The 20714-nt window shown below is 64.2% G+C and carries 22 protein-coding genes and 1 tRNA gene; 5 read left to right on the top strand and 18 right to left on the bottom strand.

Annotated elements, in window-relative coordinates; genetic code table 11:
- Positions 1-48: 48 nt before the first annotated feature.
- Entirely contained in the window at positions 49-717 is a 669-nt protein-coding gene (gene ung / locus SJI03_RS25300) for a uracil-DNA glycosylase (protein ID WP_322429040.1), read from the top strand.
- A 61-nt stretch (positions 718-778) separates the two neighbouring features.
- Here ung and SJI03_RS25295 read toward each other — a convergent pair whose 3' ends face one another.
- From SJI03_RS25295 to SJI03_RS25280, 4 genes are all read right to left on the bottom strand, one after another.
- Positions 779-2935 carry a TonB-dependent receptor gene (locus SJI03_RS25295; RefSeq protein ID WP_322429039.1) on the bottom strand — a complete coding sequence of 719 codons (2157 nt, stop codon included), beginning with the start codon at positions 2933-2935 and terminating at the stop codon, positions 779-781.
- Between the two features lie 90 nt (positions 2936-3025).
- Positions 3026-3292 carry a hypothetical protein gene (locus tag SJI03_RS25290; protein WP_322429038.1) on the bottom strand — a complete coding sequence of 89 codons (267 nt, stop codon included), beginning with the start codon at positions 3290-3292 and terminating at the stop codon, positions 3026-3028.
- Between the two features lie 147 nt (positions 3293-3439).
- Positions 3440-4261 (bottom strand): helix-turn-helix transcriptional regulator, encoded by an 822-nt coding sequence (locus SJI03_RS25285; protein WP_322429037.1) that lies wholly within the window; start codon positions 4259-4261, stop codon positions 3440-3442.
- Positions 4251-4796, bottom strand: coding sequence for a YbhB/YbcL family Raf kinase inhibitor-like protein (locus SJI03_RS25280; protein WP_322429036.1), 546 nt, complete (start codon positions 4794-4796; stop codon positions 4251-4253). The genes SJI03_RS25285 and SJI03_RS25280 overlap by 11 nt, the downstream gene beginning before the upstream one ends.
- A 215-nt stretch (positions 4797-5011) precedes the next feature.
- On the opposite strand from SJI03_RS25280, the gene SJI03_RS25275 reads away from it, so the two are divergent.
- The gene (locus tag SJI03_RS25275; protein WP_322429035.1) at positions 5012-6169 is read left to right on the top strand and encodes a PepSY-associated TM helix domain-containing protein; all 1158 of its coding nucleotides are present in this window, start codon (positions 5012-5014) and stop codon (positions 6167-6169) included.
- An 84-nt stretch (positions 6170-6253) separates the two neighbouring features.
- A complete protein-coding gene (locus tag SJI03_RS25270) occupies positions 6254-6682 on the top strand; it encodes a PaaI family thioesterase (protein ID WP_322429034.1) in 429 nt (142 codons plus the stop codon).
- Here SJI03_RS25270 and SJI03_RS25265 read toward each other — a convergent pair.
- The 7 genes from SJI03_RS25265 to SJI03_RS25235 form a co-directional block, all read right to left on the bottom strand.
- The gene (locus tag SJI03_RS25265; RefSeq protein WP_322429033.1) at positions 6679-7374 is read right to left on the bottom strand and encodes an anti-sigma factor domain-containing protein; all 696 of its coding nucleotides are present in this window, start codon (positions 7372-7374) and stop codon (positions 6679-6681) included. The genes SJI03_RS25270 and SJI03_RS25265 overlap by 4 nt on opposite strands.
- Positions 7371-7961 (bottom strand): sigma-70 family RNA polymerase sigma factor, encoded by a 591-nt coding sequence (locus tag SJI03_RS25260; RefSeq protein ID WP_099377611.1) that lies wholly within the window; start codon positions 7959-7961, stop codon positions 7371-7373. Before SJI03_RS25260 ends, SJI03_RS25265 begins: the two co-directional genes overlap by 4 nt.
- An 85-nt stretch (positions 7962-8046) precedes the next feature.
- Positions 8047-8568, bottom strand: coding sequence for a TlpA disulfide reductase family protein (locus SJI03_RS25255; RefSeq protein WP_322429032.1), 522 nt, complete (start codon positions 8566-8568; stop codon positions 8047-8049).
- Positions 8569-8650: 82 nt separating this feature from the next.
- Positions 8651-9337 carry a BON domain-containing protein gene (locus SJI03_RS25250; protein WP_051959223.1) on the bottom strand — a complete coding sequence of 229 codons (687 nt, stop codon included), beginning with the start codon at positions 9335-9337 and terminating at the stop codon, positions 8651-8653.
- Complete coding sequence (locus tag SJI03_RS25245) at positions 9330-9926, bottom strand: phosphoheptose isomerase (RefSeq protein ID WP_034752465.1); 597 nt, start codon at positions 9924-9926, stop codon at positions 9330-9332. The genes SJI03_RS25250 and SJI03_RS25245 overlap by 8 nt, the downstream gene beginning before the upstream one ends.
- Positions 9927-9983: 57 nt before the next feature.
- Positions 9984-10343, bottom strand: coding sequence for a YraN family protein (locus SJI03_RS25240; protein WP_322429031.1), 360 nt, complete (start codon positions 10341-10343; stop codon positions 9984-9986).
- A gap of 9 nt (positions 10344-10352) precedes the next feature.
- Positions 10353-11564 carry a penicillin-binding protein activator gene (locus SJI03_RS25235; RefSeq protein WP_322429030.1) on the bottom strand — a complete coding sequence of 404 codons (1212 nt, stop codon included), beginning with the start codon at positions 11562-11564 and terminating at the stop codon, positions 10353-10355.
- A 165-nt stretch (positions 11565-11729) separates the two neighbouring features.
- On the opposite strand from SJI03_RS25235, the gene rsmI reads away from it, so the two are divergent.
- On the top strand, positions 11730-12638 hold the full coding sequence (rsmI, locus tag SJI03_RS25230) for a 16S rRNA (cytidine(1402)-2'-O)-methyltransferase (RefSeq protein ID WP_034782777.1): 909 nt from the start codon (positions 11730-11732) through the stop codon (positions 12636-12638).
- A gap of 41 nt (positions 12639-12679) precedes the next feature.
- Here the strand turns inward: rsmI and SJI03_RS25225 are convergent, their stop codons facing one another.
- A complete protein-coding gene (locus tag SJI03_RS25225; protein WP_322429029.1) occupies positions 12680-13282 on the bottom strand; it encodes a hypothetical protein in 603 nt (200 codons plus the stop codon).
- A 205-nt stretch (positions 13283-13487) separates the two neighbouring features.
- Here SJI03_RS25225 and SJI03_RS25220 point away from each other — a divergent pair.
- Positions 13488-13564, top strand: a tRNA-Pro gene (locus SJI03_RS25220).
- Positions 13565-13669: 105 nt separating this feature from the next.
- On the opposite strand, the gene SJI03_RS25215 is transcribed toward SJI03_RS25220, so the two are convergent.
- From SJI03_RS25215 to bioF, 6 genes are all read right to left on the bottom strand, one after another.
- Entirely contained in the window at positions 13670-14590 is a 921-nt protein-coding gene (locus SJI03_RS25215; RefSeq protein ID WP_322429028.1) for a hydroxymethylglutaryl-CoA lyase, read from the bottom strand.
- 1 nt (position 14591) lies between these two features.
- Positions 14592-15524, bottom strand: a complete 933-nt coding sequence (locus SJI03_RS25210; RefSeq protein ID WP_322429027.1) for a glyoxylate/hydroxypyruvate reductase A — start codon at positions 15522-15524, stop codon at positions 14592-14594.
- Between the two features lie 10 nt (positions 15525-15534).
- Positions 15535-17562: an acetyl/propionyl/methylcrotonyl-CoA carboxylase subunit alpha gene (locus SJI03_RS25205; protein WP_322429026.1), complete on the bottom strand. Its 2028-nt coding sequence runs from the start codon at positions 17560-17562 to the stop codon at positions 15535-15537.
- A gap of 94 nt (positions 17563-17656) precedes the next feature.
- Positions 17657-18703, bottom strand: a complete 1047-nt coding sequence (gene bioB / locus SJI03_RS25200) for a biotin synthase BioB (RefSeq protein ID WP_322429025.1) — start codon at positions 18701-18703, stop codon at positions 17657-17659.
- A 32-nt stretch (positions 18704-18735) separates the two neighbouring features.
- Positions 18736-19527, bottom strand: a complete 792-nt coding sequence (gene bioD, locus SJI03_RS25195; protein WP_322429024.1) for a dethiobiotin synthase — start codon at positions 19525-19527, stop codon at positions 18736-18738.
- A complete protein-coding gene (gene bioF, locus SJI03_RS25190; protein WP_322429023.1) occupies positions 19517-20713 on the bottom strand; it encodes an 8-amino-7-oxononanoate synthase in 1197 nt (398 codons plus the stop codon). Before bioF ends, bioD begins: the two co-directional genes overlap by 11 nt.
- Position 20714 lies beyond the last annotated feature (1 nt).

The raw sequence follows: 20714 nt of genomic DNA, 5'->3' as shown, positions 1-20714 counted from the left end.
CGCTATACTGATCGATGATGCTTTAAAAACATGATTGACGGAGGAGCCATGGACGTACGCATCGACGCATCGTGGAAGGCGCGGCTGGAGGGCGAGTTTGCCCAGCCCTACTGGGAACGCCTGGCCGCCTTCGTGAAGCAAGAGTATGCGGCGGGACCGGGTTGTCCTCCCGGTAAACTCATTTTCCGGGCATTCGACCTGACGCCGTTCGGGCAGGTGAAAGTCGTGATCCTGGGGCAAGACCCGTATCACACGCCCGGTGCGGCCATGGGGCTGTGCTTTTCGATTCCCGAAGGCACGCCACCGCAGCCTAGCCTGCAGAACATCTTCAAGGAATTACGCAGCGACGTGGGTATCGAGCGCACGCGCACGGATTTGTCCGATTGGGCCGGGCAAGGCGTGTTCCTGCTCAACAGCGTGCTGACGGTGCGCGCCGGGGCGGCCGGTTCGCACGCGGCCAAGGGATGGGAGAAATTGACGGACAGCGCCATCGGCCACCTGTCCGCCGAGCGAGAACACCTCGTGTTCATCCTGTGGGGCGGCTACGCGCAAGCCAAGCGCACCCTGATCGATCCCGGCAAGCACCTGGTGCTGGCGGCGCCGCACCCGTCTCCCTTGTCGGCCAGTAAAGGTTTCTTTGGCAGCAAGCCATTCAGCCAGGCGAATGCGTATCTGCAGGCGCATGGCCAGGCGCCCATCGCCTGGGGTGATGGCTGATTCCTGACGGCAACCGACAGCGGCAGGCGTTGCTCCCTGCCGCTGTCTTCGCGCGTAACGGTTAAAAGCTGGTTGAGAGGCCTGCATAGAAGCTGCGGCGGGCGCCATACTGCGGTGCCCCCACGCCCACGCCGGAACCGTCGCGCAGCAGGTACGACTTGTCGAACAGGTTGATCAGGGCCAGCCGTCCCTCGACCTTGCCGACCGGCGTGTTTTTCCACGTGTGCGTGAGCGCCGTGTTGACGGTGAAGTAGCCGGGCAAATGGCCGGAATTCGGTGCGCCGCCATCCGGTGTCAAGCGCAGGCCGCTGCCGTAGAGGAAGTCAGCGCTTACTTGAGAATCGCCAAAGTGATAATGGCCGCCGCCCGACAGCGTGTATTTCTGGTCATGATCGAGGTAGACATAGTTCTTGCTGATGTAGTTCAACTCATCGGCGCCAAACAGGGCTTGCCCCGAATTGATGTTGCGGCCCTGCGCCTTTTGCGTGCTGGCGTTGAGGAACAGGCCCCAGTTTTTCTCGCTGTAGATGGCGGACAATTCCAGGCCCTTGGCGTAGCCATCCGCATAGTTGAACGGCGTCAAGATCAGCGCCTGGCCGAACTGGCCTTCATCCAGCAAGTTGTTGATCTTTTTATAGTACACATCGGCCGTCACGGTCAGTTTCGCATTCACCTGATGGCTGATGCCGACGTCATAGTAGTGCGTGCGCTCGGCCTTGACGTTGTCGGACTGGCCGATTTCCGGCGCGTTTGTCGTGTTCGCGTACAGGTCGATGCTGCCTTGCGCCGCCAGTTCCTGCGGCGGCGGCGTGAAGTAGCGCGAATAGCCGGCGTGGAGGGCCGTGCCCGGCGCCAGCTGGTACGCCAGGTTGACGCGCGGGCTCCATTGTTGCTCGCTCGTGTAGGCCGAGACCTTGTCGAAGCGGGCGCCATAGTTCAGGGTCAAGGGTTTGCTGATATGCCATTCATCCTGCAGGTAAACACTGGCCAGGGTGCCCGTCTTGCCGCTGTTGTCCAGCACCGTGATCGGCGTGGTGGAGGTTTGCGCCCCATCAATACTCGGGAAGACGGCCACCGTGTTGTCGCTCGTCGTCTTCTGGCGCGTGTAGGCCAGGCCCGCGCGCACGGTGTGGTCCGGGTGCAGCTTGTAGCTGATATCGAACTGGGCGCCGGAAGCGCTGTTGGCGCGGCGCGAGTCCGAGGCGACGCCGTTGTAGATCAGGTCGCCGATGGCGTCGGGCGTGAAATGCAGTTCCGAGTACTGGTGGAAGGCCGACACCTGGTAATTGACGTCGCCCAGGCTTTTTTGCAGCGACAGCACGAGGAAGCGATTCACTTCGCGCTGGTTTTCATTCAGCAGCGACGACGGTAACGTGGACGTGCCCGTCTGCGCATCGCTGTGGCCATTCAGGCTGAAAGCGGGCGCCTGGTCCGGATTGTTCGGGATCTGGAAGCGGCCGTTATACGTGCCGAACATGGCGCCCAGGCGGGTGTTGTCATCAAGGAAATACGACAGGCTGCCGAACGATTTGTTCTGGCGCGTCTTGTCGTGCAGGGCGCTGCGCGTGTCTTGCGGGTTTTCCACACCCAGCGAATTGCCCAGGTAGCTGCCGGACAGGTAGTAATTGAATTTGCCGACGCTGCCGAAAAATTCGGCACTCGGCTCCACGTGGTCGTGGCTGCCGACCATGATGCCGATGCGCCCGCCAGGCGTCATGCCGCCCTCTTTCGTTTCAATATCGACGATGCCCGCCGTGCGCAGGCCGAACTGGGCCGGCAAGGCGCCCGTCATGAAATCCGTCTTGTCGATCAAGCGCGTGTCGATCGACTGGCCGAAGCCGGTGATGCTTTCTGGCAATTGCACGCCATTGATGCGGTATTGCACATTGGCATGGTCGTCGCGCACGTGCAGGGCGCCGGAACCCTTCGAATCCTGCGACACGCCCGGCAGGCGCAGCAGCACTTCATTGAACGGCGTGTTGTCGCCTTGGCCCAGCATGTCGACCATGTGGCTGTCGATGCTGTAGATGGTGGTGCCGACTTTCGGCGACAGCTCGATGCGTGCGCTTTTCAAATGGGCGGACGTGACTTCGACCTTTTGCATGTCTTGCGGGGCGGCATCAGTACTGGCTTCGGCAGGCCCGGCGGCGTGGGCGGAAAAACTGAACAGGCTGGCAAGGGCGAGCGACAGCGCGCTCAGGCGTGGTGTGTGTTGCATGATAAACCTCAAAGTGTCAACGCCAGGCGGCCCGGCGCGCATCAATATGCGGCAAGGGGCAGCCTGAAAAGGATAAAAACAGCGTGGGAACTACAGGGAGGCGGCAGGCGGGCCGCGCACGGGCGGCAGGATGAGGGCGGCAACGGGCGCCAGGGGTGCGGGCGCCAGGGCCAGCAGGCGGTATGGCAATAACTGGGCGGGCGGCTCGACGATGGCCGGCGGCACGGCGAGATCGGCCACCTTGTCGATGACGGTGGCGCACAGCGCGCACTCTTCCGCGTCGAGGGTCGTCTTGTGCAGGTGCGAGGCGGCCGTCGACAGCAGGAACACGAGGGCCAGCGCAGTGAACAGTGCCACGCACAGCCGCCACTGCGTGCGCGCGAGGGCGGCGGCACCGTGATGAGCAAGCTTGCGGGTGGGCTGGCGGGAAGACATGGGCGCATAGTAGCAAGAAAATCGCTCCGCTGTCAGCGCTTGTTGCAATTCATTTGCGCTAGAGCGAGCTTACAGGGTGGCGCGCAGTTCGCGCGGCGACAAGCCGTAGTGCTGGCGGAAACGGGCCGCGAAGCGCGAGGGCGAGGCGTAGCCGCAGGCGGCCGCGATGTCGCCGATGGGTAAGATGCCGGATTGCAATTCCTGCAAGGCCAGTCCCAGGCGCACGTCTTCCAGGATGGTGCGGAAATGGCGCTGTTCCAGGGCCAGCTGGCGGCGCAGGGTGGACGCGCCCACATGCAGCTGGGCAGCCACCTTGGCCACGCTCCAGTCGGCGGCAGGGTCCAGCAACAGCACTTGCTGCACGCGCGCGGCCAGTGGATCGCGGCGGTCCAGCAGCAAGGGGCCGCAATGGCCGCCCAGGGCCAGGGCCAGCAGCAAGCCTTCGGCCTGGTGCGCCAGCAGCGCGGGCGGCGCGCTACTCGCCAGGCTGGCCATCAGTTGCTCCCAGGCCAGCGCCGCGTGCATGTCGAGCGGCACGCACAGGCTGGCCGTGGTCGCCTGGCGCAGCTGGGCATCGACGAGGCTGCCATGGCGCGCGCGGAAACGGGCGATCAGGGCCGGTGAAAAACTCAGCACTTCAGCCCGGTAGCCTTGCGCGCCGGGCAGGTTGGCCACGCCCAATTCCTGTCCCGCCGGCATCAGCACCACGTCGTGCGCGCCGGCGCGCGCCTGGCGAGCGCCCCATTCCAACAGCTTGGTGCCCTGCCGCACGCGGCACAGCGCGCTCTGGAAGACGGGCACGCGGCGCAGGGTTTGCGCGCGGCGCGCCTCGATGGTGCCGTGGGCGATGCGCAGCTCGCTCAGGGCCACCGCGTCCATCTCATCGGCCATACAGTCCCGTCAGCTGTGCCTTGCCCAGCGCGTTGGCGTTGAGCATGTAGCCGAGCATGGCGCCGCTGGCGTGCTGGTCCAGTGGCAGCTTGTCCACGCTCAAGGCCCAGACCGTGATCTGGTAGCGGTGGGCCTTGTCGCCCGGTGGCGGGCAGGCGCCGCCGTAGGCGCTGTCGCCGTAATCGTTGCGCCCTTGCACGGCGCCGGCCGGCAAGGTGGACGTTGTCGTTCCCGCAGGCAAGGACGTGGTGCTGGTCGGCACATTGAACACGCTCCAGTGCCACCAGCCGCTGCCCGTGGGCGCGTCCGGGTCGTACAGGGTGACGGCGTAGCTGTTGGTGCCGGCCGGGGCATTGCTCCACGACAATTGCGGCGACAGGTTGCCGCCCGTGCAGCCGAAGCCCTGGAACACTTGCGCGGGCGCCAGGGTCTGGCCAGGAGCGATATCGCTGCTCGATACCGTGAAATCGGCGGCCTGGGCGCCCAGGTGCAGAGCGAGACCCAAGGTGGCGGCGAGGAGGCGGGAAGTGGTCATGGTTTTCCTTTCGATCAGTATAGGGGAAAGTGTATGCCGTGCAACATTTACCCGCGATGCCGATGTGCTCGCTGATGGTGCCGAAACGCTCGTTTTTACCTCATTCCAACGCTGCCATGAGCGTGTTGCTTGGTTTCCCGCTTTCTGACCACGCATGATTTTCACTGCCGGGCTTTCATGCTATCGTTTCGCAGCCCAAATTTCCCAAAGTGTCCATGTCCCCACGCCCGATCCCATGGTTGTTCACCAAGTTGCACCTGTATGCGGGCCTGTGGTTTGGCGCTCTGTTTGTTTTGCTGGGCTTGACGGGGTCCGCCATCGCCTGGATGCCGGAGCTCGACGCGTATCTGAATCCGACCTTGTTGCAGGCGAGCACGCCTGCGCCCGGCCAGGTATTTGAGGTGACGCCGCGCACGGTGCAAGCGGTGGTGGACGCTCTCGCGGCCGATCCCGCCTACGGCAAGCCCTCGCAGCTCAATCCGCCCGCCGATGCGCGCGACGTGTACGTGGCCTCGTACCGCCAGGCTGGCAAACCGTCGGCCTTCAGCCAGGCCATCGTGCGCCAGGTGATGGTCGACCCCTACACCTTGCAAGTCAAAGGCGAGCGCGACTGGGGGCGTTTCGGCCTCACGCGCCCGCTGTTGATGTCGGGCATGTTTCATTTGCACCGCTATGGTTTGTCCGGCGAAGTGGGCAAGACCATTACCGGTATCTCGGGCGTGATGCTGCTGCTGATGGCCTTGAGCGGCATCTATCTGTGGTGGCCGCGCCTGCAGTGGATGGCGATCAAGCGCGCCCTGACGGTGTCGCATTGCGGTTCCTGGCCCCGTTTTCATTACACGTTTCACAAGGCGGCCGGCTTCTTTGCCGCGCCGGTGCTGGCCGTGCTTGCCTTTTCCGGCATCTATTTCAATTTGCCGCAATTGATCGTGCCGCTGGTGGAACTCGTGTCGACGGTGCCGGATACGGCAAAATTGAAAAATGTGGGCCAGGATGGCGCCGTGCTTGATGCGGGCCAGGCCATGGCAGCCGCGCAGCTGCTGTATCCGCAGGCGCGCGTGTCGCGCATCGTGCTGCCGGCGAAAACGGATCAGCCGTATGACGTGCGCGTGCGCCAGCCTGGCGAGATCGCCCACGGCGACGGCGCCACGCGCATCACCCTGGACGCGCGCAGCGGCTTGCCCTTGCGCATACGCGATCCCTTGCGGGCGCCGGCCGGCGATGTATTCCTGGGCTGGCAATTTCCCCTGCATTCGGGCCAGGCGTTTGGCGTGGCCGGGCGCGCCTTCATTACCGTCTTCGGTTTGATGCCCTTGCTGTTCCTGCTGACGGGCAGTTTGGTGTGGTGGAAACGGCGGCGTCGCCGGAAATAAGCGGCCGCCAAACCGATGCGGGGAAAGTTGCTATCATCATAGTATTTTCCGGCGTATCACGGATTCACCCGCACAAGGACCAGCATGAGCAATCCCGACATCACCGTAGCAATGTTGAATGAACGCGGCACCGGCCGCCTGCCCGGCCACCTGGGCATCGTCATCACGGAAGTGGGCGATGGCCAGCTGACGGCGGAATTGCCCGTGCTGCCGCACTTGCTGGCGCCGAATGGCTACCTGCACGCGGGCAGCGTGGTGACCCTGGCCGACACGGCGTCCGGCTATGGCTGCATCGTCAACCTGCCCGAAGGCGCCAGCAATTTTACGACCATCGAATTGAAATCGAACCACCTGGGCACGGCCCGCGAAGGCACGCTTACCTGCACGGCCAAGGTCGAGCACAAGGGCCGCAACACGCAAGTGTGGGATGCCGTGGTGAAAAGCAAGGAAACGGGCAAGACGATTGCCCTGTTCCGCTGCACGCAGATGATTTTATATCCCAAACAAGCTTAAATCTTCACCCAGTTACCCTTGTAGAGAATCGGTCCCGTCGGTCCGTTCGGATCCGGCGAACCGCCTTTCGGCTCCAGGGTAACGGCCAGCAAGGCCACGTCGCTGCCGATGGCGCGCTGGGACAGGGCCAGTTTCACATTGCCTTTGTCGGCGAGCAAGCCGAGGGAGCGCGGGTTGCCGCTCTTCGGCACGGCCCACAATTCCAGGTCGCGGTTAGCAGGCACGGGCGCGTTGCCCACCATGCGCACCTCGAGCGCGCCGTGGCGGCTGTCGGCCGTCAGCAGCAGGGCCGTTTGCGCCTTCTCGTCCGTCAGGCTGGCCACATAGCTGATCTGCGGCGCGTCCATCACGCGCGTGGCCACGACGATCACCAGCAGCGCGGCGATGGCGCTCGACGCCATGCCCAGACCACGCCAGAACGACAGCGAATCGCGGAACACAGACCAGCCGCCCTGCGGCTTCAGGTGCAGGCGCTGCTCGATCTGCTGCCACACGCGCTTGGGCGGGGCCACGGGTGTGGCGAATTCGGCCATCGGTTCCAGGCGCTGGCGCCATTCGGCCGTGATATTGCGCAAATCGGCGTCATTGTGCAGCCAGCCTTCGAAACGGCGCCGCGCGCCCCCTTTCAGCGTGCCCAGCACGTATTCGGACGCCAGTTTCTGGCGCAGCACGTCATTGCCGCGGATATTCATGATGCCTCCCGTTTCGCCAGGCACGTGCGCAGCCGTTCCAGGCTGCGGCGTATCCACGTCTTCACGGTGCCGATCGGCAGCGACATCTGCTGCGCCACTTCGCTGTGCGACAGGTCATGATAGAAGGCCAGGGCGACCACCTGCCGGTGCAGCCCTTCCAGGGCCGACATGCAAAACGCCAGCGCCTTGGCGTCACCGCTCAGTTGCAGTGACTCGATCGGCGTGGCCTGGGGGTCTCGGAGTGCATTCATGACTTCGCTATCAAACTGTTCGGCATCGATTTCCACGGTATCGTCGCTGCGCCGCAGCACATCGAACGCCTTGTTGCGCACGATGGTGGCCATCCAGGTCATCGGCGCCGCCAGATGGCTCTGGTAAGTGGCGGCGTTGTTCCAGATGGCGACGAACCCCTCTTGCAAGGCTTCTTCAGCGAGCTCTTGCTTATGCAATATACGCAGCGCGAAGCCAAACAGTTTCGATGAGGTGGAGTGATATAGCTGACGGAACGCGGTGGCGTCCTTATTGCCGGCGGCGAGCAGCCAGGTTTTGAGTTGCTGCGGGTCGAGCGATTGAGCGGCTAGGGACACGGCTGGCCTTCACAAGGTGAATGGGATCACGCCTGGGAAGGTTATAACAGATTGACAACGCTTGGCAACAGGGTTTTGTACCGTGCTATCCTGCGATGGCCGATTCCAGCAGCTTGTGCAGTTCGGCGAATTCCGGCTTGCCCACGTAGCGCTTGAGGATCTTGCCCTGCTTGTCGAGCACGAAGGTGGTGGGCGTGAGGGCCACGTCGCCGTAGGCCTTGGCCGCTTCGCCCGTCACGTCGAGCGCCACCTTGAACGGCAGCTGGCGCGTTTCGGCGAAGTTCAGCACGTAGTTGGCCGGATCGTACTTCATGGCTACGGCCACGAATTCCAGTCCCTGCCCCTTGTACTTGTTGTAGGTATCGACCATCTCCGGCATTTCCGCCACGCAGGTGGTGCACGAGGTGGCCCAGAAATTGACCATCACGACCTTGCCGCGCAAGCTGTTTGAGGTGATTTTCTCGCCATGGATGCCGTGGAAGGTCACGTCCGGCGCGCTTTGCTTGTCATTCAGCGACAGATAGCCGGCTGCCGCCACGCCCGCCACGAAGACGGCGATCAGGGCTGGCTTGACCCAGGACTTGCTTGCGGATGGCGTAGTTGACATGGTTTTCATTTGAAAAGCGCGACGATGCGGCCATTATATCCGTATCGCCGCATCAAAGCCGTAGGTCAAACGGAGGAGGCGCTTACTGCTGCACCGTGTCGCTGACGGTGTTCGTCGTGCGCTGCTGCGGCGGGTCGGGCTGCAATTGCTTCAGTTCCGCTTCCGAAATGTAGTCGAACAGCTTGACCACTTTCTGCACGCCGCCCACGCCGCGCGCCACGTCGGCCGCGACCGTGCCTTCGCGCTGGGTGACTCTGCCCATCAGGAAGACGGTGGCGTTTTCCGTGACGACCTTGAACGAAGCCGCCGAGATGGTTTTCATGTCGACCAGGCTGGCCTTGACCTTGGTGGTGATCAGCGCGTCGTTCGAGCGCGAAGTGTAGCTGGCCGGACCGGCGATGATCAATTCATTGGCCACCGATTCCACGCCCTCGATATTGCGCACTTCGCGCTCGACGGCATTTTTCATCGCTTCGTCGCGCACTTCGCCCGTCAGCAGGACGCGGCGGTTGAAGCTGGTGACGTTGACGTGGCCCACGTCGCCGGTGATGGAGGGGATGCGCGACTCGCCTTTCAGGGCGATCGACTTGTCTTCGGTCTGGGCGCCCAGGGTGCGGCGGTCCGCTGCGGCAACGCCGCCCATCACCGCGCCGCCGACCATCAGTTCGATGCAGCCGGTGAGCGAGGTGAGCATGGCGCCGCACAGCAGTGCGGTGGCCAGCGGGCGTTGTACGCGTTTCCAGCCTGGGCCAGTACCGAATTTAGTCATTCACGTCTCCTCCGAATAGAGCGACATCGATGCCGTCGCAGATGCAATGTATGGTGGTCAGGTGGACTTCCTGGATGCGCGCCGTGCGCTCGGCCGGTACGCAGATATGCACGTCGGCGTCCGTCAGCATCTTGCCGATGGCGCCGCCGTCCTTGCCCGTCAGCGCCACGACGCGCATTTCGCGCTCGAGCGCCGCTTCCACGGCTGCCATCACGTTGGCCGAATTGCCCGACGTGGAGATGGCCAGCAGGATGTCGCCGGCCTGGCCGAAGGCCTGCACCTGCTTCGAGAAAATCTCGCGGTAGCTGTAGTCGTTCGCCACGGCCGTCAGGATCGACGTATCCGTCGTCAGCGCCAGGGCCGGCAGCGGAAAGCGCTCGCGTTCGAAGCGCCCGACCAGCTCGGCTGCGAAATGCTGGCAGTCGGCGGCGGAACCGCCGTTGCCGCAGGCGAGGATCTTGTTGCCGTTGGACAATGCATAAAACATCAGGTCGATCGCCTGCGCAATCGGTTGCGCCAGTACGGTGGCGGCCTGGATCTTGAGTTCGGCACTTTCGTGGAAGTGCGAGAGGATGCGTTGATTATTCATAGTCTGCCGATTATAGTGCAGGCGCGCGGCATGGCGGACAAGCACTGTTAAAAATGCTTACATATCGAGGATGTTCTTCAGCCAGCTGATGCGTCCGCCATCGATGGCCAGCGCGTCGAAGCGGCATGGCGGCAGCGTTTTCTGCCCCAGCAGCCAGGTTTGCGCGGCCACCACCATGCGCCGCTGCTTGGCTGGCGTGATGCTGGCCAGGGCGCCGCCGAAGGTGGCACTGCTGCGTAGCCGCACTTCCACGAAGACGACCGAGGCGCCATCGCGCATGATCAGGTCGAGTTCCCCACCCTTGCACAAATAGTTGCGTTGCAGCAGTACCAAGCCTTGCAGCAGCAGATACGCGAGCGCATCGTCTTCCCCTTGCCGTCCCCGTGCCTGTTTATTCTGGAAAGGCAGGGGTGGCATGGCATGTCCTTATTGGGCCGGCGGCACAGAGACAGGCGTGCGCGCGGCCGGCGGCCAGGTGCCCAGCACGCCCTGCTGGTAGGTGGCGGCCTGTTCCGTGCGTTCGAACACGCTTTGATTCTCCTCAAAGCGCACGGCCAGGCGGCCCGTCACGCCATCGAGGGTAAATGGCGCGTTCGGCCGCAGCGCCACTTCGCGCGCCACGCGGAAGGCATCGATGCCCAGCGCGTACAGGCGTTCCATGTCGGCCGTCAGCCGGCGTTCGGCTGGCTGCTCGGGCTGTGGATACACCATCACTTGCGGATGGTCGCGCTGGACTTGCCATGGCAAGTCCAGCAGGCGCGCACCGTCGAGCTCGGGGCCGCTGGCGCCGCGTCCCGTGCCGGGATTCAAGGATGAGGTGCCATACAGGGGCAAATCGCTGCCGATGGCCACGCGCAGCTGGCGCGCCTGGTCGGCGTCGAGCGCGGCAAACAGCAGGCCCGGCGGCGTGGCGGCCAGGCGCGCGCGCAGCTGCACCAGCTCGGCATCGCTCAGGTAGCCATTCGTTGCCGTCAAGTCCATCGTTTCGATCTTGCCGCCCTGGCGCAGCCATTCCTGCTTGAAGGCGGCGCTGATGCGGCGCTGCGAGGGCGAACCGGCCGACAGGACCAGCGCACTGGCGCCAGGCTGTTCGCTGGCGGCCCAGGCGGCGACCTGGCGCGCTTCCGCCTCGATCGACAGGCCCATCACCAGCAGCTTGGCCGGCAGGCGCGCCTCGCCGCGGTTGTCCGGGTGGTTCAGGGCGATCGTGGGTTTACGCACCAGATCGCTGTTCGCCACGGCCGTCACGGCCGAGCGCGACAAAGGTCCCACGACGATGTCCTGTTCTTCTTGCGCTTGCGCAAACTTGTTCAGGACGTCGCTGCTGCCGTCGCCCGTATCGATCACCGTCACTTCAAAGCCGCTGCGGTCGCGCTCGTACGCGGCCATGAAGCCGGCGCGCAGCAGTTCGGCGGCCGGTCCCAGGGAAGCCGAGCGCAGCGGCAGCAGCAGGCCGATGTGGTGGACATTGCCGTCGGACGGCGCCGGCGCCGTAGCGGCCGGCATGTCCTGCGGCGTGCCCGTCGCTGGCTTGCTTGTGATGGGCGCCAGCGGCGCGCCGCTGCCGTCGTACGCGGTAATATCGGGCACGGCCACGGCAAACGTCACCGGTTCGGGCGCGGGCGGCTTGGGCGGCACGGGCGGTGGCAGCGGCTTCGGAGGCGGCAGCGCCCTTGTGTTAGATTCAATAGGCGCGCACAATTGCCCGGGCGCGTCGCAAGGCGTGCTGCAAGCGCTCAGCATGCCGGTCGCGGCACAAACAAGCAGTAACTTCACACTATTAGCAAGCATTTAACCTCCAAAATGACCGTACAAGAAATCAGTTCCATCGCCAGCCTGCCCATCATGACAGAGGCGGCGCACCAGGTCTATCCTATCGCAACATTGTATATAGTGGCCACGCCGATCGGCAATGTGACCGATATCAGCCTGCGCGCGCTGCATCTGCTGAGCCTTGCCGATGCCGTCGCCTGTGAAGATACGCGCAACACGGCGCACCTGCTGACGCGCTTTGGCTTGAACAAGCCTTTGATTGCGGCGCATCAACATAATGAACGCGAAGTGGCGCAGACCCTGATCGCCCGCCTGCACGCCGGCGAGCGCATCGCGCTTGTTTCCGACGCCGGCACGCCTGCCGTGTCCGACCCCGGCGCGCGCATCGTTGACGCCGTGCGCGCGGCCGGCTTGCGTGTGCTGCCCCTGCCTGGCCCGTCGGCGGCGATCACCGCCATTTCCGCCAGCGGCTTGTTGAATGACCAGTTTTACTTTGTCGGTTTCCTGCCAGCCAAGGCCAAGCAGCGCGAAAACATGCTGCACAGCTTGCGCGGCGTGACGGCGACGATGGTGTTCTATGAAGCGCCGCACCGCATCCTCGATTGCGCCACGGCCCTGGTGGAAGCGTTCGAACCGACGCGCCAGGTGGTGTTCGCGCGCGAACTGACGAAACTGTTCGAAGAAATCCACCGCTGTCCCCTGTCCGAGGCGGAGGCGTGGATACGCGCCGATGCACACCGCGAAAAGGGCGAATTTGTCGTCCTGCTGGAAGGCGCGACGGAAGCGCAGGACGCGGAAGACGTGGAAGCGGAACGCATCCTGAACATCTTGCTGGCCGAATGCAGCGTCAAGCAGGCGGCGAACTTGACGGCGCAAATCACGGGGCGCAAGAAAAACGCCCTGTATGAGCGGGCGTTGCAGTTGAAGGGGCAGGAATAATTTGATTGCGGCCTGTCCCAAATAGGTCGGTTGTTAAATTGTCACCATTTGCAGCCGCTATCCTTCTTGTCGAGCAACATCAGCACGGGCGCCAGCAAGCCCGCGCCTGAATAGGCGGTGCGGCAATCGCCGCGCTTGCCTTGTGCGATGTCGCGCGCCAGCTGGGTTTCCGTTTGCAGCGGCTTGTCGGGGATTTGCCCCACGGCCGTGCCCGCCTTGGCGGGATCGCGCTCGCCCGCCATCTTGCGCGCCGTCTTCCTGGCCGCGTCCATGTCGAATTTCGGTGTTTCCGGGGTTTCTTGCCTGAATGTATCGGCACTGGCCACCGGCGTGGCCGGTGATGCCGGGACGACCGCGATGGCTTGCGGGCTGGATGCTGGCGGTGTGGTCGCCGCCGGCGTTTCCCGGGCAGTGGCGAGTTTTGGCTTGCTGATGGGCTTGGGTTCGCGTTTCGGTTTGACGACTTCGACGGGCGGCGGGGGAGGTTTGGCGGCCAGCGGACGTATCCACACGGCGATCGATTCCACGCGCGGGGCCGTGTCCATCCGCACGGCCGGCTGCACATGGCGCCACAGAGTGATCAAGGCGCCATGCAGCAGCAAGGACACGGCGATGCCCAGCACGATGCCGCGGCGGCTCGGCATGGGCCGGCCGCCGTCGTTTCTTTCTATCCTGAACTCCATTGCCGTCGTCGCCTTCATGTCTGATCGGGAAAACTTGCCAAGCCAGTGTCGCACACTTCAATCGTTTTGAAAAATACATGGGTTCCAGTGCCGCCCGTAAATAATTTACATAGAGTTTCACCTGACCCTTGACCGAAGTCGATACGGCCTGTATTATCTTGGTCTTCGGAGTGTGGCGCAGCCCGGTAGCGCACCTGGTTTGGGACCAGGGGGTCCAAGGTTCGAATCCTTGTACTCCGACCAAATTTGCAGAAAAAAACCCAAGAGTTCAGGCTCTTGGGTTTTTTTTCGTCTGTAGCGCCTGCGGCGCGAGGCCGGCAGCAAAAAGGGGCCGCAGCCCCTTTTCATTTATCCCAGGCGCTTCGCCGCAATGGCATTGCCGGCGCGGCTAGATCCCTTGCGTCCCAGCTGCTGCGAGATGAACTGCCCCGCGTCCACCACCAGGTCCAGGTCGATGCCGGTGGCAATCCCCAGCCCTTGCATCATGTACAGCACGTCTTCGGTGGCCACGTTGCCGGTGGCGCCCTTGGCGTACGGGCAGCCGCCCAGGCCCGAGACGGACGAGTGATAGATTGCGATGCCCGTTTCCAGGCTGGCGTAGATATTCGCCAGCGCCTGGCCGTAGGTGTCGTGGAAGTGGCCGGACAGGCCGCCCACGTGGAAAGCCGCGATGGCGCGCTGCATCACCGCTTGCGTCTTGCGCGGCGTAGCCACGCCGATGGTGTCGGCGATGTCGATTTCGTCGCAACCGAGGTCGCGCATGCGGCCCACCACGTCGGCCACGGCATCGAGCGGCACGTCGCCCTGGTAGGGGCAGCCGAAGGCGCAACTGATGCTGCCGCGCAGGCGCAGGCCGTGTTCCTTGGCCGCCTTGGCCACGCCTTCGAAGCGGGCGATCGATTCGGCGATCGAGCAGTTGATGTTCTTTTGCGAGAATGCCTCCGACGCGGAGCCGAAGATCACCACTTCATCGGCCTTCGCCGCCAGCGCGGCATCGAAACCCTGCATGTTCGGCGTCAGTGCCGAATAAATCGTGCCAGCGCGGCGCGCGATTTTGTCCATCACTTCCGCGCTGGTGGCCATCTGCGGCACCCATTTCGGCGACACGAACGACGCCGCCTCGATGTTGGCGAAGCCGGCCAGGGTCAGGCGGTCGACCAGCTCGATCTTGACGGCGGCGCTGATGGTTTCCTTCTCGTTTTGCAGGCCGTCGCGCGGACCCACTTCGACGATCTTGACCTGCTTGGGCAAACTGGCTTGAGCATTCATTTCAATATCCTTGCAAACGGTTGACGATGCCGGCGACAGAGTCTCCGGCTTGCAGGCGGCGCATCTTGGCGGCGATCTGCGCCACGCTTTCGCGACGCAGGGTGGCGGCCGAAATATGCGGCGTGATGGTGATGCGGGGTTCTTGCCAGAACGGGTGCTGCTGCGGCAGCGGCTCGTTGCGGAACACGTCGAGTGTCGCCCCGGCGATATGCCCGGAACGGATCAGGGTCAATAAATCCGGTTCGGCCAGATGCGCGCCGCGCGCCACGTTGATGACGTAGGCACCCGGCAGCAGCATCGACAGGCGCGCGCGGTCGAGCAGGTTATGCGTGTCCGGCGTGAGCGGCAGCATGCACACCAGCACGCGCGTGCCGCGCAAGAATGCTTCCAGCCCCTCCTCGCCTGCAAAGCATTCGACGCCATCGACGTGCTTGTGGCTGCGGCTCCAGCCGCGCAGCGGGAATTCGAACTGCGCCAGCGCTTGCAGCACGCGGGTGCCCAGCACCCCGATGCCCAGCACACCGACGGGGAAATCCGCCTTGTCGAAGGCAGGCAGCGGCTGCCAGGTGCCGGCGCGGCCCTGCGCCTCGTAGTCGTCGAAGCGGCGGAAGTGGCGCAGCACGGCGTGGCTCACATATTCGGCCATCTGCACGCCCATGCCCGCGTCGTCCAGACGCACCAGCGGCACCTGGGCCGGCAGCGCCTCGCCAAATTTCAACAGCGCGTCGACGCCGGCGCCCGTGTTGAAGATGGCCTTGACTTCGCGCAATGCGGGCAGCATGGCCGCCGGCGGCTGCCATACGACGGCGTAGTCGCATGGCGCGAGCGCTTCGCCGTCGCGCCAGAAGATAATGTCGGCCTCGGGCAGCAAGTCGCGGAAGTCGCTGATCCACGCTGCTTCCTTGCCGTCCGAACGTTGTAACAGGATGCGCATCGTGGCTGCCTTATGCGGCAGCCTTGAAGGCCAGCAGCGGCGCGCCGTCGGCCACCTGGTCGCCGACCGCATACAGCACGTCTTCCACCAGGCCGTCGTGCGGCGCGGCGATCGTGTGCTCCATCTTCATCGCTTCCATGATGACCAGAGGCTCGCCCTTCTTGACGTCCTGGCCTTTGTTCACCAGCACGGCGACGACCTTGCCCGGCATCGGCGCCGTCAGGCGGCCGCCTTCTGCTTCCACTTCGCCTGCATGCGCCATCGGGTCGCTGTAATGCAGGGTATGGTGCAAGCCGCCGGTAAACACGTGGAACTGTTCGCCGTCGCGCAGCACCGTGCCGTGCACGGCACGCTCACCGAGCTTGATGTGCAGCTCGTTGCCTTGGTGCGCCGTCAGGCTCAAGGGCTGGCCGTTGAACAGCCAGCCATCCGTCTTGTAGGCAACGCGCGCCGCATAGGCCTTGCCCTCGCCGGCCGAGGTGAATTCATCGGCGAACGACAGGCTGCGTCCCAGGGTGCTGTTCAGACGCCAGCCCAGGGCATTGCCCCACGGGTCGGCGCGCTGCAGCGATTGCGCTTCGGCGGCCGCTTTTTCTTCCAGCAGCAGGGCGACGGACGCCAGCGCCAGGGCTGTGTCGGGCGCCGCCTGCAGGGCGGGGAACAGCGTGTCGTGATTGCGCTCGATCAAACCCGTATCGAGGTCTGCGCTGGCAAACGCCTGGCCTTCGACCAGGCGTTTCAAGAAGGCGATATTGCTGGCCAGTCCCACGATCTGGTAGTCGGCCAGCGCCTGCGCCATGCGTGCCAGCGCTTCGCGGCGGTCCGCGCCCCAGACGATCAGCTTGGCGATCATCGGGTCGTAGAAGGGTGAAATCGCATCGCCCTCGCGCACGCCCGAATCGATGCGCACGGTGGCCGGAACCAGCGTGCCACCCAGTTCGAACGTGACGGCCGATGGCGACTGCATGTGGCGCAGGGTGCCGATCGACGGCAGGAAGCCCTTCTCCGGATTTTCCGCATAGATGCGCGCCTCGATGGCGTGGCCGTGGATCGCCAGTTCGCTCTGTTTTTTCGGCAGCGGCTCGCCAAAGGCGACGCGCAACTGCCATTCCACCAGGTCGGTGCCAGTGATCATTTCCGTCACCGGATGCTCGACCTGCAGGCGCGTGTTCATTTCCATGAAGTAGAACGAACCATCCTGGTTGGCGATGAATTCGACCGTGCCCGCACCGACATAGCCGACTGCCTTGGCAGCGGCGACGGCCGCTTCGCCCATGGCCGCGCGGCGGTCAAGCGGCATACCCGGTGCCGGCGCTTCTTCCAGCACCTTTTGATGGCGGCGCTGCACCGAGCAGTCGCGCTCGAACAGGTAGATGCAGTTGCCCAGGGTGTCGGCGAACACCTGGATTTCGATATGCCGCGGACGCGACAGGTATTTTTCGGCCAGCACCTTGTCGTCGCCGAAAGAGCTGATCGCTTCGCGCTTGCACGAGGCCAGCGCGGCCTTGAAATCATCGGAATGCTCGATGACGCGCATGCCCTTGCCGCCGCCGCCGGCCGACGCCTTCAGCAGCACGGGGTAGCCGATCTTGTCGGCTTGGCCGTGCAGGAAATCCGCATCCTGTTCTTCGCCGTGGTAGCCGGGCACCAGCGGCACATTTGCTTTTTCCATCAGCGACTTGGCGGCCGACTTGGAGCCCATGGCGCGCATGGCGGACGCCGGCGGGCCGATGAAGACCAGGCCCGCAGTGGCGCAGGCGTCGGCGAAGTCGGCGTTCTCGGAGAGGAAGCCATAGCCGGGGTGGATCGCCTGGGCACCAGTGGCCAGCGCCACGGCGATGATCTTGTCGCCGCACAGATAGCTTTCCTTGGCCGGCGCGGGGCCGATCAGCACCGCTTCGTCGCACACGGCGACGTGCTTGGCGTTGGCATCCGCTTCTGAATACACGGCGACGGTCTGGATGCCCATGCGGCGCGCGGTAGCGGCGACACGGCAAGCGATTTCGCCGCGGTTGGCGATCAGGATTTTAGTGAACATGGTCTCTCTCTTTGCAGCTCGTGGCTGGAAGTTTTTTATCTGAGGTGTCGCTGGGAGGAATGCGCCCTGGTGGAGCGCATTCCGATGGGCTGGATCAGCAGCCGCACTTCTCTTTCTGTACCGATTCGAGCATGGCGCCGCGCGTCTGCAAGCCCAGCTTACCGAGCAAGATGCGGTCGTCTTCCGCTTCCGGGTTGTCGGTGGTGAGCAGCTTGTCGCCGTAGAAGATGGAGTTGGCGCCAGCCAGGAAGCACATGGCTTGCACGGCTTCGCCCATCTGGCGGCGGCCCGCCGACAAACGCACGCGCGCTTTCGGCATGGTGATGCGTGCGACGGCAATCGTGCGCACGAATTCGAATGGATCCAGCGCTTCCAGTCCAAACAAAGGCGTGCCTTCCACCTGCACCAGGTGGTTCACGGGCACCGATTCCGGATACGGATTCAAATTGGCCAGCTGGGCGATCAGGCCCGCGCGTTGCAAGCGCGTTTCACCCATGCCGACGATGCCGCCGCAGCACACTTTCAAGCCCGCTTCGCGCACGCGGCCCAAAGTATCGAGGCGGTCCTGGTATTCGCGCGTCGAGATGACGTTGTCGTAGAACTCGGGAGCCGTATCGAGGTTATGGTTGTAGAAGTCCAGGCCCGCGTTTTTCAGGCGGTCTGCTTGTCCTTCTTCCAGCATGCCCAAAGTAGCGCATGTTTCCAGGCCCAGCGCCTTGACCTTGCTCACCATCTCTTCGACTTTTTCCATGTCGCGGTCCTTCGGGCCGCGCCAGGCGGCGCCCATGCAGAAGCGCGTGGCGCCGTTGGCTTTTGCCTGGCGGGCCGCGTCGAGCACCGTGTCGATGTCGAGGATTTTTTTCGCTTCCACACCCGTGTCGTAGCGGGCCGCTTGCGGGCAGTAGCCGCAGTCTTCCTCGCAGCCGCCCGTCTTGATCGATAGCAGGGTCGCCAGTTCCACATCGCCATCGGGGAAGTTGATGCGGTGGGTTTGCTGGGCCTTGAACATCAGGTCATTGAAAGGCAGGTCAAACAGGGCCAGCACATCGGCGATGGGCCAGGTGGCCGCTTCCGGCAGGGTGATGCGCGCCGCAGGACGGTGCAGTTCGACGGTTTTTGCTGCTTCTTGGACTAAAGACATGGTGATTCCTTCGTTTCTATTTTTTAGCTACATTAAGTGTTGGGATGCTGCGCCGGCCAGTTCGGCAAGCCGGTGAAATCGAGATACGCCGCTGCCGCTTGCGCGCCCGGTTGCGCCAGGCGCGGTACCTTGCCCAGCAGTGGCGCCGGGATGCGCTCGATCAGCGCATCGATATTTTCGTCGAGGAAGCGCATTTCCACTTCCAGGGTGTTGGCCACCCAGCCGATCACCGTCAAGCCGCGCGCTTCGATGGCTTCCAGCGTCAGCAAGGCCTGGCTGATGCAGCCCAGGCGCATGCCGACCACGAGGATCACGGGCAAATCGAGCTGCTGCGCCAGGTCGGCCGAATCAAAGCCGGGCGACAGCGGCACGCGGAAACCGCCCACGCCTTCGACCACCACGGCGTCCGAGGCGGCGGCGATTTCCAGGTAGGCGGCCAGGATCGGCACCGATTCGATGCTCACGCCTTCGAGCGCGGCGGCGATATGCGGCGCCGCCGGCTCCTTCAGCATGTAGGGTGTCGTCAGGCTGCGCAGCATGGTGACGTTGCCGGCGGCGATCAGGCTGTCGGCGTCTTCATTATGCAGTTCACCGTCGCGCATCTCGGCGCCGGCGGCGACCGGCTTCATGCCGCAGGCACGCACGCCGCGCGCAACGAGCGCGTGCAGCAGGGCCGACGACGTCAAGGTCTTGCCGATTTCCGTGTCGGTGCCGGTGACGAAACAGGCAAAGCGCGAGGGCAGGCCGGCAGTGACCGGCGCCGGCTGCACGGCCGGCGCCAGGTCCGCCAGCACTTCCGCCACGATAGGGTCATCAAGGCTCATGGCGATTCCTTTCCAGGGTGTTGACTGCGTTGATCAATTGGGCCACCTCCTGCGCCGTGTGGCCGGCTGACAGAGTCACGCGCAGGCGCGCCGACCCGGCTGGCACGGTGGGCGGGCGGATAGCGCCGACCCACAGGCCCTGCTGGTAAAGGTGGGCGGCGATGTCCAGCATGTCGGCATTCTCGCCAATGATGACGGGCTGGATGGCGGTCACGGACGGCAAGGCTTGCCAGTGCTGCAGCAGCAAGCCCTCGTTCCATTGCGCCACCAGCGCGGCCAGGTGCATGCGACGTTGTTTTCCTTCGTCCCCGGCGATGATTTCCAGGCTGGCCAGGAGCGCATGCGCGAGCGCGGGCGCGGCGGCCGTCGTGAAGATGTAGGGGCGCGCCTTCTGGATCAGGGTGTCGATCACGGCTTCGTGCGCGCAAACAAAGGCGCCGCCCACGCCGGCCGACTTGCCCAGGGTGCCCACGTATACGAGGTAGGGTGAATGCAGGTCGAAGTGTTCCAGCGCGCCGCGGCCATTGGTTCCCAGCGCGCCGAAGCCGTGCGCGTCGTCAACCACCAGCCAGGCGCCGTATTGTTCGCACAGGGCCAGCAGCGCGGGCAGCGGTGCCAGGTCGCCATCCATGCTGAAGACGCTGTCGGTGACGACGATCTTGGTTTTCGCCGTGCTGGCCGCCAGCAGGGCCGCCAGGGCATCGAGGTCGGCATGCGGATACACGCGCGTTTTCACGCGCGCCAGGCGCGTGCCATCGATCAGCGAAGCGTGATTCAGCGCTTCCGAAAAAATCTCGGTGTCCGCATCGCCCGCCGACAGGGCGGTCAGCACGGCCAGGTTGGCCATGTAACCGGTGCAAAAATACAGGGCGCGCGCCTGTTCCAGGTTGGCGCCCACGAAATCTGCCAGGCGCTCTTCCAGCTGCGCGTGGGCGCGGCTATGGCCGCTGATCAGGTGCGAAGCGCCGCTGCCTGCGCCATACAGGTCGGCGCCCTCTTTCAGCGCGGCGACGATGCGCGGATGCGACGCCAGGCCCAGGTAGTCATTGCTGCAAAAGGCCAGCATGGCGCGGCCATCGACCGTCAGGCGCGGTGCGCACGGCGTGTCGACGGTGCGGCGGCGGCGGATCAGGCTGCGCTCTTCCAGCCCCTGCAACTGCTGCTTCAAGCGCGCGATCAGTTCCATC

It is taken from the genome of Janthinobacterium sp. GMG1 (genome assembly GCF_034427795.1).
In the GTDB taxonomy this organism is placed as follows: domain Bacteria; phylum Pseudomonadota; class Gammaproteobacteria; order Burkholderiales; family Burkholderiaceae_D; genus Janthinobacterium.
Note: the sequence above shows the minus strand (reverse complement) of the source record. Positions and strands in the feature narration are given on the sequence as shown.

Coding starts and splice junctions, on each gene's coding strand:
- bioB (WP_322429025.1), bottom strand. CDS start 18,703: ATGTCTTTAGTCCAAGAAGCAGCAAAAACCGTCGAACTGCACCGTCCT.
- bioF (WP_322429023.1), bottom strand. CDS start 20,713: ATGGAACTGATCGCGCGCTTGAAGCAGCAGTTGCAGGGGCTGGAAGAG.
- ung (WP_322429040.1), top strand. CDS start 49: ATGGACGTACGCATCGACGCATCGTGGAAGGCGCGGCTGGAGGGCGAG.
- SJI03_RS25265 (WP_322429033.1), bottom strand. CDS start 7,374: ATGAATATCCGCGGCAATGACGTGCTGCGCCAGAAACTGGCGTCCGAA.
- SJI03_RS25245 (WP_034752465.1), bottom strand. CDS start 9,926: ATGAATAATCAACGCATCCTCTCGCACTTCCACGAAAGTGCCGAACTC.
- SJI03_RS25240 (WP_322429031.1), bottom strand. CDS start 10,343: ATGCCACCCCTGCCTTTCCAGAATAAACAGGCACGGGGACGGCAAGGG.
- SJI03_RS25215 (WP_322429028.1), bottom strand. CDS start 14,590: ATGAATGCTCAAGCCAGTTTGCCCAAGCAGGTCAAGATCGTCGAAGTG.
- SJI03_RS25250 (WP_051959223.1), bottom strand. CDS start 9,337: ATGACTAAATTCGGTACTGGCCCAGGCTGGAAACGCGTACAACGCCCG.
- SJI03_RS25210 (WP_322429027.1), bottom strand. CDS start 15,524: ATGCGCATCCTGTTACAACGTTCGGACGGCAAGGAAGCAGCGTGGATC.
- SJI03_RS25295 (WP_322429039.1), bottom strand. CDS start 2,935: ATGCAACACACACCACGCCTGAGCGCGCTGTCGCTCGCCCTTGCCAGC.
- SJI03_RS25275 (WP_322429035.1), top strand. CDS start 5,012: ATGTCCCCACGCCCGATCCCATGGTTGTTCACCAAGTTGCACCTGTAT.
- SJI03_RS25225 (WP_322429029.1), bottom strand. CDS start 13,282: ATGCCGAGCCGCCGCGGCATCGTGCTGGGCATCGCCGTGTCCTTGCTG.
- SJI03_RS25205 (WP_322429026.1), bottom strand. CDS start 17,562: ATGTTCACTAAAATCCTGATCGCCAACCGCGGCGAAATCGCTTGCCGT.
- rsmI (WP_034782777.1), top strand. CDS start 11,730: ATGACCGTACAAGAAATCAGTTCCATCGCCAGCCTGCCCATCATGACA.
- SJI03_RS25285 (WP_322429037.1), bottom strand. CDS start 4,261: ATGGCCGATGAGATGGACGCGGTGGCCCTGAGCGAGCTGCGCATCGCC.
- bioD (WP_322429024.1), bottom strand. CDS start 19,527: ATGAGCCTTGATGACCCTATCGTGGCGGAAGTGCTGGCGGACCTGGCG.
- SJI03_RS25255 (WP_322429032.1), bottom strand. CDS start 8,568: ATGTCAACTACGCCATCCGCAAGCAAGTCCTGGGTCAAGCCAGCCCTG.
- SJI03_RS25280 (WP_322429036.1), bottom strand. CDS start 4,796: ATGACCACTTCCCGCCTCCTCGCCGCCACCTTGGGTCTCGCTCTGCAC.
- SJI03_RS25270 (WP_322429034.1), top strand. CDS start 6,254: ATGAGCAATCCCGACATCACCGTAGCAATGTTGAATGAACGCGGCACC.